The 16197-nt window shown below is 50.3% G+C and carries 13 protein-coding genes and 1 riboswitch; of the genes, 9 read left to right on the top strand and 4 right to left on the bottom strand.

Going from position 1 to position 16197, the window contains the following annotated elements:
• Positions 1-126: 126 nt before the first annotated feature.
• Together MKY82_RS29365 and MKY82_RS29360 are read left to right on the top strand one after the other, a co-directional pair.
• Positions 127-2478 (top strand): YcdB/YcdC domain-containing protein, encoded by a 2352-nt coding sequence (locus MKY82_RS29365; RefSeq protein ID WP_339294914.1) that lies wholly within the window; start codon positions 127-129, stop codon positions 2476-2478.
• A 107-nt stretch (positions 2479-2585) separates the two neighbouring features.
• Positions 2586-3728: a transglutaminase domain-containing protein gene (locus MKY82_RS29360; RefSeq protein ID WP_339219886.1), complete on the top strand. Its 1143-nt coding sequence runs from the start codon at positions 2586-2588 to the stop codon at positions 3726-3728.
• A 76-nt stretch (positions 3729-3804) separates the two neighbouring features.
• Here MKY82_RS29360 and MKY82_RS29355 read toward each other — a convergent pair whose 3' ends face one another.
• Both MKY82_RS29355 and MKY82_RS29350 read right to left on the bottom strand, forming a co-directional pair.
• Positions 3805-5196 carry an amino acid permease gene (locus MKY82_RS29355; RefSeq protein ID WP_233355141.1) on the bottom strand — a complete coding sequence of 464 codons (1392 nt, stop codon included), beginning with the start codon at positions 5194-5196 and terminating at the stop codon, positions 3805-3807.
• A gap of 170 nt (positions 5197-5366) precedes the next feature.
• A riboswitch (Lysine riboswitch) is annotated at positions 5367-5546 on the bottom strand.
• A 118-nt stretch (positions 5547-5664) separates the two neighbouring features.
• Entirely contained in the window at positions 5665-6795 is a 1131-nt protein-coding gene (locus MKY82_RS29350) for a virulence factor (protein ID WP_339294913.1), read from the bottom strand.
• A gap of 359 nt (positions 6796-7154) precedes the next feature.
• Here MKY82_RS29350 and MKY82_RS29345 point away from each other — a divergent pair, with 359 nt between their 5' ends.
• From MKY82_RS29345 to MKY82_RS29330, 4 genes are all read left to right on the top strand, one after another.
• Entirely contained in the window at positions 7155-8507 is a 1353-nt protein-coding gene (locus MKY82_RS29345; protein WP_339294912.1) for a cytochrome ubiquinol oxidase subunit I, read from the top strand.
• The gene (locus tag MKY82_RS29340) at positions 8504-9535 is read left to right on the top strand and encodes a cytochrome d ubiquinol oxidase subunit II (RefSeq protein WP_339294911.1); all 1032 of its coding nucleotides are present in this window, start codon (positions 8504-8506) and stop codon (positions 9533-9535) included. The genes MKY82_RS29345 and MKY82_RS29340 overlap by 4 nt, the downstream gene beginning before the upstream one ends.
• A 234-nt stretch (positions 9536-9769) precedes the next feature.
• The gene (locus tag MKY82_RS29335; protein WP_194544601.1) at positions 9770-10801 is read left to right on the top strand and encodes an MBL fold metallo-hydrolase; all 1032 of its coding nucleotides are present in this window, start codon (positions 9770-9772) and stop codon (positions 10799-10801) included.
• Between the two features lie 385 nt (positions 10802-11186).
• Complete coding sequence (locus MKY82_RS29330) at positions 11187-12812, top strand: ATP-binding cassette domain-containing protein (RefSeq protein ID WP_194544600.1); 1626 nt, start codon at positions 11187-11189, stop codon at positions 12810-12812.
• Positions 12813-12935: 123 nt separating this feature from the next.
• Here MKY82_RS29330 and MKY82_RS29325 read toward each other — a convergent pair whose 3' ends face one another.
• The gene (locus MKY82_RS29325) at positions 12936-13124 is read right to left on the bottom strand and encodes a hypothetical protein (RefSeq protein WP_071219622.1); all 189 of its coding nucleotides are present in this window, start codon (positions 13122-13124) and stop codon (positions 12936-12938) included.
• Positions 13125-13349: 225 nt separating this feature from the next.
• Here MKY82_RS29325 and MKY82_RS29320 point away from each other — a divergent pair, with 225 nt between their 5' ends.
• Positions 13350-14222, top strand: a complete 873-nt coding sequence (locus MKY82_RS29320) for a cation diffusion facilitator family transporter (RefSeq protein WP_194544599.1) — start codon at positions 13350-13352, stop codon at positions 14220-14222.
• 106 nt (positions 14223-14328) lie between these two features.
• Here MKY82_RS29320 and MKY82_RS29315 read toward each other — a convergent pair whose 3' ends face one another.
• A complete protein-coding gene (locus MKY82_RS29315; RefSeq protein ID WP_194544598.1) occupies positions 14329-14694 on the bottom strand; it encodes a hypothetical protein in 366 nt (121 codons plus the stop codon).
• Positions 14695-14897: 203 nt separating this feature from the next.
• On the opposite strand from MKY82_RS29315, the gene MKY82_RS29310 reads away from it, so the two are divergent.
• Together MKY82_RS29310 and MKY82_RS29305 are read left to right on the top strand one after the other, a co-directional pair.
• Positions 14898-15476: a hypothetical protein gene (locus MKY82_RS29310; RefSeq protein ID WP_339294910.1), complete on the top strand. Its 579-nt coding sequence runs from the start codon at positions 14898-14900 to the stop codon at positions 15474-15476.
• Between the two features lie 255 nt (positions 15477-15731).
• Complete coding sequence (locus MKY82_RS29305) at positions 15732-16181, top strand: MarR family transcriptional regulator (protein ID WP_194544596.1); 450 nt, start codon at positions 15732-15734, stop codon at positions 16179-16181.
• Positions 16182-16197 lie beyond the last annotated feature (16 nt).

Genomic DNA, 16197 nt, shown 5'->3' with positions numbered 1-16197 from the left:
CAAGTTATGGTATTATTTAGGTAGCTTGGTTATGTCATTGCTGCCGTGTACAGTCACTTGTTAAGGATATCATCATGTGTAAGTAAGGCATGGTTAGGTTCAAGTAATGGAAGGGAGCGAATCAAGTTGAATCCATCAGGTAAGAAGAAGGTAAGGGTAAAAAAGACCGTGTGTGCGGTTACGGCTACAGCTATGTTATGTTTGGCGCAGCCGGTATGGGGAGACAATTCCGTTCCGGGCAGCGGAGTCGCTGTATCTGATACGGTAACTGCCGTGACTAGCAGCGATAATGCCGGTTCGGAAAGCGTAACGGATAACGAAATACCGAAGGGTGCAAAAATTTCGTCCAAGCAGGCGGAAGACATCATCAAGAAGGCTTTCCCGGAGCTAAAGAACGTGAATGTATCGAATGTGCAGTTCTTGGAGAATGATGGCATGAGATCGAGCGCGCTTGCTTGGGATCTGCAAATGGTGTTGACTAAAGGGAACTCAAGCTCCGGCTTCAATGCCCAGGTCAATGCGGTCACGGGTGAACTTATTAACATTTATATCCCTCGTTCCTTGTTGAACCAAGGTAGCGACAAACCGGTGATAACCCGTGGAGCAGCCAAGGAGAAGGCGCTGAAATGGATCGGCAGCCATGTATCGGATCTGAAGGCCAGCGAGCTTAAGGAGAATGAGGCTTATCTCGGGATGCAGACGGCGCTGTTCAGTCCGCCGCGGTTTGATTTTTATTTCCAGACCTCGGTGAACGGAATTGAATCGGATGTGAACAGCATTTCGATCACGCTGGACGGACAGGGCAATACCATTAACTATTCCCGCAATCAAGTCAATGAAGAGTTTCCATCATCCACACCGAAATTGAATGAGGCCTCCATTCGTAAATTGTTTGAGGATCAGTTCCAGGTCTCCTTGGCTTATGTACCTGATCATTTATATAACAACGCCAAAGGCAATTATTTCTTAGGTTACATACCTAATGATCAATCAGCGAATTCAATGGATGCCAATACAGGCAAGTTCATTAGTTTTACTGGGGAAGAAAGTGAGTTCACCTCGATTGAGAACGGCACGATTCCGGCGTCCAAAGAGATCTTCAAGCCAATCACGGCTCCATTCGCTGGCGGAGATGCAGCAGCTAGATGGGTGGAATCGCAGATCAAACTCCCGACCGGCTTGAAGACAGAATCCAAGTCGCTGGGTACCAGATGGAACAATAATGAGATCAAGACGTGGAATATAAGATGGGGCGAGAACCATCTTTCCGCCATGGGCGGAGGGGAGATGGTATCCGCAGAGGTGGACGCCAAAACCGGACAAATCTACTCCTACAACCGATATCGTTTTGACCGGACCGGTGCTCCAGAAGTGAAGAGCCCGATTTCGCAGCAGGCTGCGCAGGATCTCGCATTCGAGACGGTAAGCAGGCTGGTGCCGAATGCTGCCGAGGAATGGAAGCTGTCATCCGTTGATAAAATGGGCAAAGACACTAAAACCCTTAACTATCAATTTTCATTTCAGCGCTATATCGGTAATATTCGCGTCATGGGCGATTCCCTGAACCTCACGATTGAGGCCGACGGGCAAATCCAGAGCTTTAGTGTGAATTCCGAAGCTGTCCTGTCCAAGCTGCCAACGGATGCAAAGCCGGCCGTCAGTGCGGAGCAGGCAAAAGCTAAGTATCTGGAAGAAATTGAGCTGAAGCTGAAGTACGGTTACTATGGCGGTTACGCAACGAACGGTAGTGAGCTTATGAAGCCGTTCATTAAGCTGATTTATTATCCGACACACAAAAAGGCGGCTTATGGCGGCATTGCGGTACCGCTTGATGCCAAGAACGGAGAATGGCGCGATATTACGCCTGAAATGAGCCGCAAGGATATTCCAGCGGTTACCGATGCGGCGGGGCATGATGCGGAAGCGGCTCTCAAGGAGCTGGTGAAATATCGGGTGTTGGTTCCGGACAAGGACGGAAAGGTATACCCGGATCGCCAAATTACCCTTGGCGAATGGTATCAGCTGGTGGCGGCTTCGGTGAGTCCGTCCTACGAGCAGGTGTATGGAAGATCTACCATGGATCCATACGCGGGTTTGCAGCCGGATCATCCGTATTATCAGGCCATTCAGGTGCTGATCGGGCAGAACTGGATTCCTTATGATCCGGACAGCACGCTGCAGTTGGACCGCAAGCTGACAAGGGATGAATTGGCAAGCTCGCTGACCCGTATTCTGAATTACGAGAAGCTGTCCAAAGCCTTTATCCTGCCAACCGATGTGCAGGGAATATCGGATGCCGACGCCATTACTAACAAAGGCGCAGCCCTGATCGCCCTCAAGCTGGGGCTTCTCCCGGCGGTCGATGGCAAGTTCTTGCCGGAGCGTGAGGTGACGCGAGCGGAAGCTGCGGAGGTACTGCTCCGCATGTCGAAGCTGGCGGGACGCAGCGATTCTTTCCTGTCCTCATTTTATTGGTAGCATTTGATATTCGTGCCCGGTCGACAAAACTAGAACCCATAAGCCCTGATGTTATGTGTTACAATAATGGTGCATACGGATGAGGAAGATGAAGGGCGGGTGTACCGATGAAACGAAGCCGAGGAACAATCGTTAAATTACTGTTCATAGGGTCTTTGGCGGTAACCGTTGCAGCAGTACCTGAACCAGCTAATCTCAGTGATGTCTATGCCACCTCCAACAAAGCGGTCGTGAAGTCGGTCGATGGGATTCAACAGAAGCTGCTGACAGCGATGAGCGACAGGCAATCGACGGTGCGTTTTGTTTACCAGGGAGAGACCCAATCGCTGAAATCGCAGCTTAAAGATGCACTTGATCAGGCGATGGCCAGTGATCCTTATATTCACTACACCATCGCTAGCTATAGCTACGACTATCGTGGGACATCCAGTTCCGCCAATGTTACCGTTCGGTTGAGTTACCGCGAGACTGCGGAGCAGACGAACTACGTGAACCAGAATGCCGACAGCATTTTGAAGCGAATCATCAAGCCGGGCATGAATGATCATGAGAAGGTGAAAGCCATCCACGATTGGGTTGTCCGGAACTTGAAGTATGATACCACGCTTACGAAATATACGGCCTATGACGGACTCTACACCGGAAGCACGGTATGCCAGGGCTATTCCCTGTTAACGCATAAACTGCTGAAGGGAGCAGGGATCCAGAACAAAATCGTAGAGGGCACGGCTTATGCCTCCGATAATCCAAAGGGCCAGCTTCATGCTTGGAATCTGGTTCTTCTGGACGGCAAATGGTACCATCTGGACACGACGTGGAACGATCCCGTGCCGGATCGCGACAACGAGGTATCCTATACGTACTATCTCCGGACGGATGAACAGATGGGCCGCGATCATACCTGGGTGAAATCCTATCCGAAGGCGAGCACGCTTTACCGCAACACGCTGGCCGGGCTAGCTGCGAAGGATCGTTCGAGAGCTGAAGTATACGAACAATTGAAGCGGGATTTGGAATATCAGCTCTATGATGCCCGCTCCATCGTCAGCTCCTACACACAGCTCCAACCACTGGTTAAAGCTGCTAAGGCTGAAGGCAGCCGGAAGCTGGTGTTCAGGTTTGACGGCAGCGAGCGAGAGCTTGTAAATGTGCTCCAGCAAGTGCAGATGAAGAGCAATCTCGGCTCTATCAAATATTATCATCATGCGTTTGAGAACACAGGTGATCTTAGAGTGCAGATCATTTGGTAATGTGTCCGTATCCAAAAAAAGCAGCTTCCGTTCCCAAGTATGGGAGGGAAGCTGCTTTTGGTATGTCCGGTTTAACTTATTTAACGTTCGTGCTCAAATCGCACTCGTCCAATGGTACGATGCGGCTCTTCTTAATCAAGCGGTAGCCGAACCAGATGGAGAGGAACAACGGAATGCTGACATAAGTGGCAATGATCGTTAACCAATCGATCTCCCCGCTGAAATTGCCTTGACCGATAATGGCAACAAGACAGAGCAGGAAGGCGAAGATGGGACCGAAGGGGAACCAGCGTGCACGGAACGGCAGCTCCTTCAGGTCTTTACCTTGGGCGACATAAGCTTTGCGGAAGCGATAATGACTCACGGCAATGGCCAGCCAGTTAATGAATCCGCACATTCCGGAGGCATTCAGAAGCCACACGTAGACTACACCATCGCCGAAGAAGGAGGCCAGGAAGGCCAGCATGCCTACGGCAGAGGTTACGATTAGAGCCGCAACCGGTACGCCGCGGCTGTTCAGCCGGCTCAGCCATCTCGGAGCCATTCCTTGCTTCGCCATGGCATATAGGACACGGGTTGAGGCATACATCCCCGAGTTTCCTGCCGACAGCACGGAGCTGAGAATGACCGCATTCATTACGGAAGCCGCAAACGCAAGGCCGGCTTTCTCAAACACCAAGGTGAATGGGCTGACACCGATATTGTCGACCCCGGATTGAAGCAAGCTCGGATGGGTGTAAGGGATCAGCATGCCGATGACAAAAATAGCGAAAATATAGAAGATCAGGATGCGCCAGAACACCTGACGGATGGCTTTAGGGACGTGTTTTCTCGGATTTTCGCTCTCGCCGGCCGCGACCCCGATCAGCTCGGTTCCCTGGAAGGAGAAGCCTGCAGCCATAAACACACCGACCAGCGCGAAGAACCCGCCGTGTACCGGCCCGTCGCCGAGACTAAAGTTAGTGAATCCCACGGCTTCACCGCCAAGAATACCGAAGATCATCATGACTCCGATGATGAGGAAGATAATGACGGTTGCCACCTTAATGATAGCAAACCAATATTCCGATTCGCCGTATCCTTTGGCAGATAGAAAGTTTAAGCCGAACATAATCGCCAGGAACAGAAGACTCCACAGAAATGACGGGCTGTCCGGGAACCAGAATTTAATAATAACCGTCGCCGCTGCGAGTTCGGCGGCGATGGTAACGGCCCAGTTGTACCAGAAGTTCCAGCCGACGGCAAATCCGAAGGCGGGGCTGACAAACCGGGAGGCGTAGGTGCTGAATGAGCCGGAATCCGGAAGATACGTAGCGAGTTCGCCGAGGCTGGTCATCAGAAAGTAAACCATGAGGCCAACCGCGGCATAGGCGATAAGCGCTCCGCCTGGGCCGGCAGAGGCGATGGCCGTTCCGCTTGCCAGGAAGAGGCCGGTACCGATCGATCCGCCAAGGGCGATCATTGTCATATGACGGGCTTTAAAGCTCTGCTTGAGCGAAGCAGCCGGTGCTTTTTTGCGATTCAAGATCGAACACTCCTTCTATACATTAAGAAATGATATTTAAAATATACCCTGTTAGAACAAAAAGACCGCAGGTCCTATACCTGCGGTCTTTATCGTATCCGCATCATACCCTCCATGAAGATAGCACAACACGGGGAAATCCCCGTGACAGTTCCGTTTCTTTCGACAACGGCCCCAGCACAGGATACAAGAGTATACCCTGCACTTCGGCATTCATGCCTTTCACTGTGCTTCACCGGCTTCTCTTCGCCTCGGCACAACTACTGATCATGTCTGCAACCTCTACCTCATCTTGGAATGATGAGGCTATCTGTATATTCAATTCTAACAAGAGAGTCCTAGTATAAATCACATTCCATGTTAGAAGCAATGGTTAAATTTTACGGTTCTAAGGCAGTTCCGAAGATGCAATTACGATTGATTCCGTTTGGCCATTTGCTGCCATACGGTTCCGGCTGCTTCTTCGCCGGATTCGATGCGCTCCAGTGCCATTCGTGCCTGCAGACTAACCTCGAATTCCGGATCATTGGCAGCCTCCTCCAGAGCGGAGCGAGCTTCCTCGGTGCCTACTTCATACAGGAAGCGGGCTGCACGCCAGCGTACGATCTTGCTGCTGTCTTTGAGCGATTCGATCATGACCGGGGTAGCGGCAGCATCGCCGATATCGGACAGTGTATCGCCTGCGGTACGGCGAACGGCCGGTGTTTCGTCGCGCATGGCTTCATACAGGAGTTCCATCGCTTCAGGGGTGCGCAGATCGCCCAAGTACACAACGACGAGCCGGCGGATCTGCATCTTCGGATCCCGAAGGGCTTGGCGGAGAAGCGGAATGTGTTTCTCCGTTGGCTCCAGTGCATCCAGCGCGGCATAACGGACGCGCCAGTCCTCATCCTGCAGCGCGGCTTCGGTTTCCTCGTCTGTCAGCTTCCGGCGCTGCTCGACGAAATCCTCGTCGCTGGCGCCGTGGGCAATCGCTTGGGCAACGACTTTATCGAGGCGCTCCTGCGGGAAGGCAGCTTCAAGCTCCTGCTCTACGTCACGGGCGATGCCTTCCAGCTGGCCGTAGCGCACGCCGTACTCCTTGAGCTTGCGCTCCTTGATGAGCGTCGAGGTTCCGACGGCGGCCACCGCTTTGGCGAAGCGCTCCGACAGACCGATGCGTTCTTCCTGATTCCCGCTTTTGACACGGATTTGCATCGGTATATTTCGAAAATACTGGACGAACACTTGAGCCTCACCAAAAGCAAAATCTTCCGCATTCTCTTGGAGTCCGGCGGCAAGCCCCTCCTGACCGAATATTTCCTGAACGGCGCCCAGAATGGAAGGCCAATCGGCGTTGCCTTTGCGGTCGAGCGCGATGAAATCAAGGGTATGAAAAACGCTCTTTACGCCCGGGATATGGAGCAGCTGCCTGATCCAGGGGGGAGCAGACCGTTCGTTATCCAGTGTATATGTTCTTCGAATCCCGGGCTCCAGCGTTTCGTCAAGTCGAAGCATCATGGAGTTCGGGCTCGGGGTTGGTTCAATAAATGTAATTTTCATGGGTTTATCTCGCCTCCTTATCCTCTTATTGTACCTCTTTTCCATGCCGGAAAAAACATCATGGCAAGGATTCAAACAAAATGACCGGACTTTGGATAAAAAGAGGAAAGGTTTGTAAAACTGATAATGATGGGATTGTAAAGCATTTGGGTTTTCAAAGAATCACATGTTAGATGGCCGCACTCTTGCAGATGGACTGAAATACTTGAAGGAGGCTAGGCTAACGGATGCACAGGAAGCAGGAGCGAAAGCTTGCGATTCTATGCTTTATTGTTGCGGCCATTATGCTATACGGCGCGGTGAAAGGGTATCTGCGCTATATGGAACATTTTGGATAACGAAACCGAGGAGTGAACCTGATGTCTTCACTGGATCCCGTACTGATGAGCCGGATCCTGACCGGCTTGACCCTGTTTGTGCATATTGTTCTGGCAACCATCGGCGTTGGGATTCCGATTATGTTGGCTCTGGCGGAATGGAGGGGGATTCGGACAGGGGACAACCATTATACGCTGCTTGCCCGGCGATGGGCGCGGGGATATGTGATTACGGTGGCCGTCGGCGTCGTGACAGGTACCGCCATCGGCCTGCAGCTCAGCTTGTTATGGCCCACCTTTATGCGCGTCGCTGGTAAAGCCATTGCGCTGCCGCTGTTCATGGAAACCTTTGCTTTTTTTGTGGAGGCGATCTTTTTAGGCATTTATCTTTATACATGGGATCGATTCAAAAATAAATGGACCCATTTGCTGCTGCTTATTCCCGTGGCGATCGGCTCCTCCGCGTCAGCGTTCTTTATCACGAGCATGAATGCGTTTATGAATCAGCCTCAGGGCTTCGAGCTGGTGGATGGGGTATTTACGAATGTGAATCCGTTCGTGGCCATGTTCAATCCGGCGACGCCGACCAAGGTGAGCCATGTACTGGCGTCAGCGTTTACGACCAGTGCCGCTGCGCTTGCCAGCATAGCAGCTTTCAGTATATTGCGGGGAAGCAAGCACATCTACTTTAAGAAAGCGCTGAAGCTCACCGTCGTGTCTACCTTTGTTTTTGCTGTGGCCACCGTGATGATTGGAGATTTCTCCGGCAAATTTCTGGCTAAATACCAGCCCGAGAAGCTGGCGGCGGCCGAGTGGCATTTTGAAACGATGAGGCAAGCCCCGCTCATTTACGGCGGCTTTCTGGATGAGAATAACGAGATTAAGTATGCATTGAAGATTCCGTATGCGCTAAGCATATTGGCGGGAAACAGTCCCAGCACGGAGGTCATTGGACTGAATGAGTTTCCGGAGAATGAGAGACCGCCGATGTCGGTGCATTATTTTTTCGATCTAAAGGTGACCAGCGGCGCCGTGATCGTACTGATTCCGCTCCTGTATATGTTCCGAAAGAAACTTCCTGGCAAAAGGCCTTATCCAAAATGGCTGCTGCTCAGTATATTGGCTTTGGGGCCTCTATCGATGTCAGCCATATGGCTGGGCTGGTTCCTTGCCGAGATCGGAAGGCAGCCGTGGATTGTGCGGGGATACATGAAGGTATCGGATGCGGCAACCACTTCAACAAGCGTCGGCTGGATGCTGGTGCTGTTTATAATCCTGTATCTGGTGCTATCCGTATCCGCGATTCGCGTGTTAAGCCAATTGTTCCGGAATAAAAGCGCGGAAGAGGAAATCAAGCTACTGGGACTCGAAATCGAAGGGGGAGACCGCAAATGAGCTATGCAATGGTGGCAATAACCGTGCTGTGGACATTTCTGTTTGGCTATTTGCTGGTGGCCTCGATTGATTTTGGTGCCGGATTTTTCAGCTATTACAGCGTGCTCACCGGACACGAGAACAAGATTCATAACATCATCCAGCGGTATTTATCTCCCGTCTGGGAAGTAACCAACGTATTCCTGATCTTTTTTGTGGTCGGACTTGTCGGATTTTTTCCGGATGCTGCGTATTATTATGGCACCGCCTTGCTTGTGCCGGGCAGCTTGGCCCTTGTGCTGCTGGCGATCCGCGGCGCTTACTACGCCTATCACACGTATGGCAGCCAGACCGGGAACAATATCGTGTATATGGGGCTCTACGGGGCCACGGGACTGCTCATCCCTGCAGCGTTGTCGACGATATTGGCCATCTCGGAAGGCGGCATTATCTATATGGACAACGGGAAGGTAGAGCTTCATTGGTATACGTTCTTCACGAATCCGTACACGTGGTCGGTCATCCTGCTTGCGCTTGTGAGCGTTCTGTACATCTCGGCGATGTTCCTGTCCTATTACGCGCATCGTGCGGGGGATGCGGTAGCGTTCGGCGTGGTCCGGGGTTATGCGCTGGGATGGAGCGCTCCGACGATCCTGGCTTCGGTGTTCGCGTTTTTCCAGATTAACCATCAGAATCCGGTGCATTTTGGGCAGATGCTGGATATCGCATGGATGTTTATCGCGTCGTTCATCTGCTTTGTCATTGCGGTGTACCTCGTATGGAAGCGAATCCGGCTCGGCATCGCTTTTATTATGGTCATGCTCCAATTTGCCTTTGCTTGGTACGGGTATGGACGCTCGCATCTGCCGTATATTCTCTATGATTACATCCATATTCATGAGAGCATAACAAACGATACGATGGCGATCGCATTGATTACCGCATTTATCCTGGGTTTCTGCGTATTGGTTCCTTCCCTGATCCTGCTGATGCGATTGTTTCTGTTCGATGCAAACTACATTCGCGGCAAATCCGCGAAGAAGGGGTGAGGCAAGTGGAGGACTTCGCCATTTTCATAGCACCGCTGCTCACCGTACTGGCTGCTGTAGCCTTTATGGCGATCTACGTCGTCAAGTATAAGGATCCATCCGATTGATTCTGGATAAAGGCAATTCCGGGTTGTTTCGCCACGAAACGTTCGGTGTAAAAAGAACAACAAGCGCAAAGTTGAGCGGAGAGGTCAATACGGGGTAAAATACAGGGTAATGGAAGGAGGAGGCTGCATGCCAAAAATTCGCTATAACAATATCGATAACGTCAGCACGGATAAAACACTTAAACAATTCAAGCAGTGGCGCGACGAACGTCGTCAGAAGAAGAAGGATTATTCTTACTGCATTCCGAACCTGACGCCGGATCTTCAGTATTTGCATAGCAACCGGCACGAAACCTCCGTTACCTGGATCGGGCACGCTACGTTCTTCATCCAATATGAAGGCTTGAACATCGTGACTGATCCCGTATGGGCGCGGAGAATGGGATTTAATAAGCGTCTTGGAGAACCTGGGCTTCCCATTCATGAGATCCCTCCGATCGATGTCATTCTGATCTCGCATTCCCATTATGACCATATGCATGTTGCCTCGATCCGTAAGCTGTACCGTGCGGACACCATGATCATTGTTCCCGTTGGTCTGCGTCGCAAAATGATCAACAAAGGCTTTCGCCGCGTGATTGAACTGCAGTGGTGGGAATCCACGACCATCAAGGGCGTGAAATTCTCCTTCGTGCCGACACAGCATTGGACTCGGCGCACGCCGTTTGACACGAATACATCCCATTGGGGAGGGTTCGTGATGGAGCCTGTCCTGCAGGATGCGAAGGTGGATTCGGCTTCTTCCGATGAATCATCATGCAATAACGAACCTGTATCGGAGGATGGCACCCGCCTGCTTCCGCCGAATTTGTATTTTGCCGGAGACAGCGGTTATTTCGAGGGCTTTAAGCTGATCGGAGAACGCTTCAACATTCACCTTGCGCTGATGCCCATCGGGGCATATGAGCCGGAATGGTTCATGACGTCGCAGCACGTCAATCCGGAAGAGGCACTGCAGGCGTTCCAGGATGTGAAGGCCGAGACGATGATTCCGATGCATTACGGCACCTTCAAGCTGGCAGACGATACGGCCAGAGAAGCGCTGGATCGAATGGAAGCGGAACGTGAGCGGCTGGGGATCGCCAAGGAACGAATTCGCGTACTAAAGTACGGAGAAACCTTTAAGGTTCAGCCTGAACGAAGAAGCGTGACATCATAACCGAAATGTGCAAGCGATTCGGATTACATGCACCATACACCATAGACTGCCAAAAGAGGCCCGAAAGGTTTTTCATAACCTTACGGGCCCATTTTCAGTTGCTTCTAAACGTTTAGCGTTTTGGCAGAATGCCGACCGCTCTTGCGGCAGCAGTATGAGAGGGGGACCTGATCCGACTGGTTTCTTTCATTAATAGAAAAGCCTCTTTTTCTATTAAACTAGAAAAAGAGGCCTTGATCGTCGGCGTTTGTGTACTAGAGAAAAAGGTGCATGCAGGAGGTGATATTTGTTTAAAACCGTTTTATATCTTCCAGAAGCTTCGATAACCGTCGTACTTATGCTATAATGTGCTGAAACCAATAGTGATAAAGGATGGTAATGCTTAATGATCAGTACAAGCGGCGTAACGCTCCGCTATGGCAAACGAGCACTATTTGAAGATGTCAATATAAAATTCACCCCGGGCAACTGCTACGGTCTCATCGGCGCCAACGGGGCGGGTAAGTCTACATTTCTGAAAATCCTCTCCGGTGAGATTGAACCGAACCAAGGCGAGGTTCATATGACACCGAATGAGCGGATGGCGGTTCTGAAGCAGAACCACTATGAATACGATCAGTATCCCGTCCTGGAGACGGTTATAATGGGTCATGCCCGGCTGTACAACATCATGAAAGAGAAGGATGCGCTGTATGCGAAATCCGATTTCTCCGAAGAAGACGGCATGCGTGCGGGTGAGCTGGAAGGCGAATTCGCAGAGCTGAACGGATGGGATGCAGAGCCGGATGCGGCAGCGCTCCTGATCGGTCTCGGCATTCCACGTGAGCTGCACGATAAGAAGATGTCTGAGCTGAGCGGTAACGAGAAGGTACGCGTTCTCTTGGCGCAGGCCTTGTTTGGCCGTCCGCATAACCTGCTGCTGGATGAGCCTACCAACCACTTGGACTTGGAATCGATTCAGTGGCTTGAGAACTTCCTTATGGATTATGAAGGCACCGTTATTGTGGTATCCCATGACCGTCACTTCCTGAACAAGGTGTGTACGCATATTGCGGATATCGATTTCGGTAAAATTCAGCTGTATGTCGGCAACTACGACTTCTGGTATGAATCCAGCAAGCTGGCGCTTGAACTTCAGCGGGATGCCAACAAGAAGAAGGAAGAGAAGATCAAGGAATTGCAGGCATTTATTCAGCGCTTCTCGGCGAATGCTTCCAAATCGAAGCAGGCGACTTCCCGTAAGAAACAGCTCGACAAAATTACGTTGGAGGATCTTCGTCCTTCGAACCGTAAATATCCGTTTCTTCATTTCAAACCTGAACGCGAGGCGGGCAAGCAGCTGCTTACGATTGATGGGATCACCAAGTCGATGGATGGAGAAAAAGTGCTGGATAATGTCAGCTTTGTTGTAAACAAAGGCGACAAAATCGCGTTTGTTGGTCCGAATGGGATGCCGAAAACGACGCTGTTCCAGATCATAACCGGTGAAACCGAGGCGGATGCCGGTGAATACAGCTGGGGGGTAACAACAACCCAGGCGTATTTCCCAAAAGACAACTCTGCCTATTTTGACGGTGTTGATATCAACCTCGTGGAATGGCTGCGCCAATATTCCAAGGATCAGGATGAGACATTCTTGCGCGGATTCCTTGGCCGCATGCTGTTCTCGGGCGAGGAAGCGCTGAAGAAAGCAAGCGTACTGTCCGGGGGCGAGAAGGTTCGCTGCATGCTAGCTAAAATGATGCTGAACGGCGCGAACGTGCTGATCTTCGATGAGCCGACGAACCACTTGGATCTCGAATCCATTACGGCTCTCAACAATGGCCTGATCGATTTCGACGGAACGATTCTATTCACCTCGCATGACCATCAGTTCATTCAGACGATTGCCAACCGAATTATCGAGATTACGCCTAATGGCATCATCGACCGCAGCATGAGTTATGACGAGTATCTTGAGAGTGAAGAGATCAAGGGACTTCGCGATAGCATGTACCCGGTTGAAGCTTAAGAAAATAGGATATGGCGAAGGATGAGGGCGTGAGCTTTCACCTCGCCGATCTATTAAAAAATGCTGCACCTTCCAAGTATGGGAGGTGCAGCATTTTTTGCGTTATGCACGAAACGGGCTCTTCTACGAACCGCCGGTACGACGACGCTGGTTGTTTGGTTTTTTGTTGTTTTGGCTTTTCATTTTTTGCGCTGAACCGGCTTGGAATTGTCCGGGCTTATTCGCGGACGCATTCTGCTGTTTTTTCTGTTCCAGCTTTTGCCGGATTGCATCGGCTAAATTCACTTTACGTGATTCATTATTCTCGGGCATAGTATCACCCTCCTCTTCGTGTTCGCTTGTCCTCATTTTATTCGTTTTTAAATCGCCCGGCAAGGGTAACAATGATTAATACCATTTTCTACGTCCATGGTTCTTTGACCGAAGCAATTATGTTTCTCTAGACCCACACGAATGACCTTTGCTAGGATTAAATATGGATAATGATGGATATCGCTTGACGGCTGCGAAAGACAAGCAAAGGAGAGACGTTATAAAGTGAATGCCTATGATAATATCAAACAAGGGGAACGCGGGGCCTGGATCAGCATTGCCGCCTACCTCGTGTTGTCCTCGTTTAAAATATTTTGTGGATACTTATTCGCATCCAGTGCTTTGCTTGCCGACGGTTTTAACAACCTGACGGACATCGTGGCATCGCTCGCCGTATTGATCGGATTGCGAATTTCCCAGAAACCGCCGGATTCCGATCATGCGTACGGACACTTAAGGGCGGAGACGATTGCGGCTTTGGTTGCTTCATTTATCATGGCGGTCGTTGGCATCCAAGTGCTGGTTGAAGCCGTTCGTTCATTTTTTGAAGGTTCCAAGGAAATTCCGAATTTATGGTCAGCCGCCGTAGCCGGCGTCTGTGCCGTTGCGATGCTTGGCGTATACCGGTACAACCGGAATCTCGCACGGCGAATCGATAACCAGGCACTAATGGCCGCAGCCAAGGATAATTTATCGGATGCACTCGTCAGTGTGGGGGCAGCTGTAGGTATTATTGGCGCACAATTCGGCCTGCCCTGGCTGGATACCGTAGCGGCGGTAGCGGTTGGCGTCATTATTTGCAAAACGGCTTGGGATATATTCAGGGATTGCACCTATAGTCTGACGGACGGTTTTGATGAGAATCGTTTGTCGGACTTGCGCAGTACGATTGCCCGTACGCCCGGCGTCGAGGGGATTAAGGACATGAAGGCCCGAATTCACGGCAATCATGTGCTGGTGGATGTTGTCATCGAGGTGGACCCGGATATCACTGTTCTGGAGGGGCATCAGATCAGTGACCGTATCGAAGAACAGATGGAGAGGATTCACAATATTATGAGCGTCCATATTCACGTGGAGCCTAAGGAATCGTCCTAGGGAAACCGATCGGTACGAATACAAATGGCAGGCCAAGTTCATCTTGACCTGCCATTTAACCTGCAAGGAGACATGAAGGATCATGAAGTCCGGCAGTCATACCTGATTACTTTACATAAATCCAAGCTTTACCGAGCCATGTATAAACTTCAACCCATTCCCCGCCAAGCACGACACCCGTTCGATTACCGGTTGTGTCGATTTTTTGCGGAGCCAAGGCACCAAGCTTTTCGCCGTTTGGAGCGTTATAGAAGTAAGTTCTTTCCGCAATCTCGATCATAGGTGTAGGCACCAACACGACTTCTTCCGGTTTGATAATAGGGTCTGTCGTCGAGATTGGAGCCGGTCCTGAAGTTTCAGTTACCGTCCCTGAAGTTTCGGATACTGTCCCGTTAATCGGGTCTGCGCTTGCTACGGCGGTCAGAGACAGGGTGAGTGCTAGGGCTGCAGTAATGCTTAGAGTTTTTTTCATGGAATAATTCCTCCTTGGGACCGAAGTATGATTTTATCTCGCTATTTTAACACACTATCGTAATAACCACCATTTGGATGTTTTGAATCAAGAAAATTGGGTACATTTCGCAATTCGTGACAAGTTTTAAGGATTCCTATATACTTTGGAGATGGGAAAAGCCTTGTTGCCGCAGGGATATCCAATGGGAGGAGGGGCTTTGGATGGTACGTCGAAAAAAAAGAGCCGGACGTTTCCTGCTGGGTATATTTGTCCTTCTGCTTGTGATTGTCGGTGCGTTGGTCTGGTTTGTTTATCCTACGCAATCTCTGGATATGCGCTACCGCTCCGTTGATTTCAAGGACAAGTTGATGACCATGGTGTCCAATCGGGATACCCGCATGCTGCTGAGCACGGAAGAAGTCGGGGAACTCAGCAAGAAGAACATGGTGAAATATATGAGCACCCATGACCTGGGCGTCGATATTACAGGTGCTGATTTCGTGATGAATGGCACCACGATGACAGCCCATATGAATGGGCAATGGGGGATTCTTCCCTTTGGTGCAGTGCTGCGCTTTCAGATGTCTGCCGAGGGAAGCTATCTTCACCTGACGCATGAATCAACAACGATCCGGGGAGTTGAGATCCCTTTGAACATGTTCCAGCTGGAGCCGATACAAATTTCGCTCAAGGACTATTTACCGGATCTGGTAACTGTGAAAAATGTGAAGTTTCTGTCCGACGGCTTGGAATTGAACTTTACGATGGATTGGATGTCCATTCCGTCGCTGTTTAAGTAAAGCAAGGGAACCGGCTAAAGACTCAGACAAGGACACCAAGTCTGGGTCTTTTTTGTGTTTTTCAAGAGAAAAGTCGTTATTTTCAGAAAAAAACTATGAAAAAAATATATATGTAAACATTGACACTATAATTATCCCCCACTATAATCAGTAATTGTTTAGAAATAAATGTTTTAGTACTAAAGTATATAGAGACGAAGTAGGTTGGTCTCTATTGAAGAAGTGCTGGACCTTTTAAAGGAGTGTAAAAAATACATGTCCATGCGGAATGAAATTCTGGAGTTGGAGATGCTATTTAAGAAGATGGTTCGAACTGTGCACCATGAGTGGCAGAAGGAAGGGTTTCCTAAACTAGGCAGAACGCAGTATACCGCCTTGGAGATGCTTCACGAACAGGGAGCATTGAGATTGTCGGACTTGGCCGATTCCATTCATGTGACATGCGGGGCGGTTACGGGCATATCCGATAAATTGATCGAGGGCGGATTCGCGCGCCGAACAAGGGATACAGCCGACCGAAGGGTCATTCATTTGGAGATTACGCCGCTCGGGAGTAATCTGATCGAGCAGCTGGCCAATAAACGTGCCGAGTTAAGCGATTTGTTATATGGCTTTCTAACGGACGAAGAGGTTAAGCAGTTGAGTGTCCTGTACCGTAAAATTTTGACGAATGTTGAGCACATCCAAGGTCAGATGTCCACATAGAACAAACATGCTAAAT

It is taken from the genome of Paenibacillus sp. FSL W7-1279 (genome assembly GCF_037969845.1).
Classification (GTDB): Bacteria; Bacillota; Bacilli; order Paenibacillales; family Paenibacillaceae; genus Paenibacillus_AQ.
Note: the sequence above shows the minus strand (reverse complement) of the source record. Positions and strands in the feature narration are given on the sequence as shown.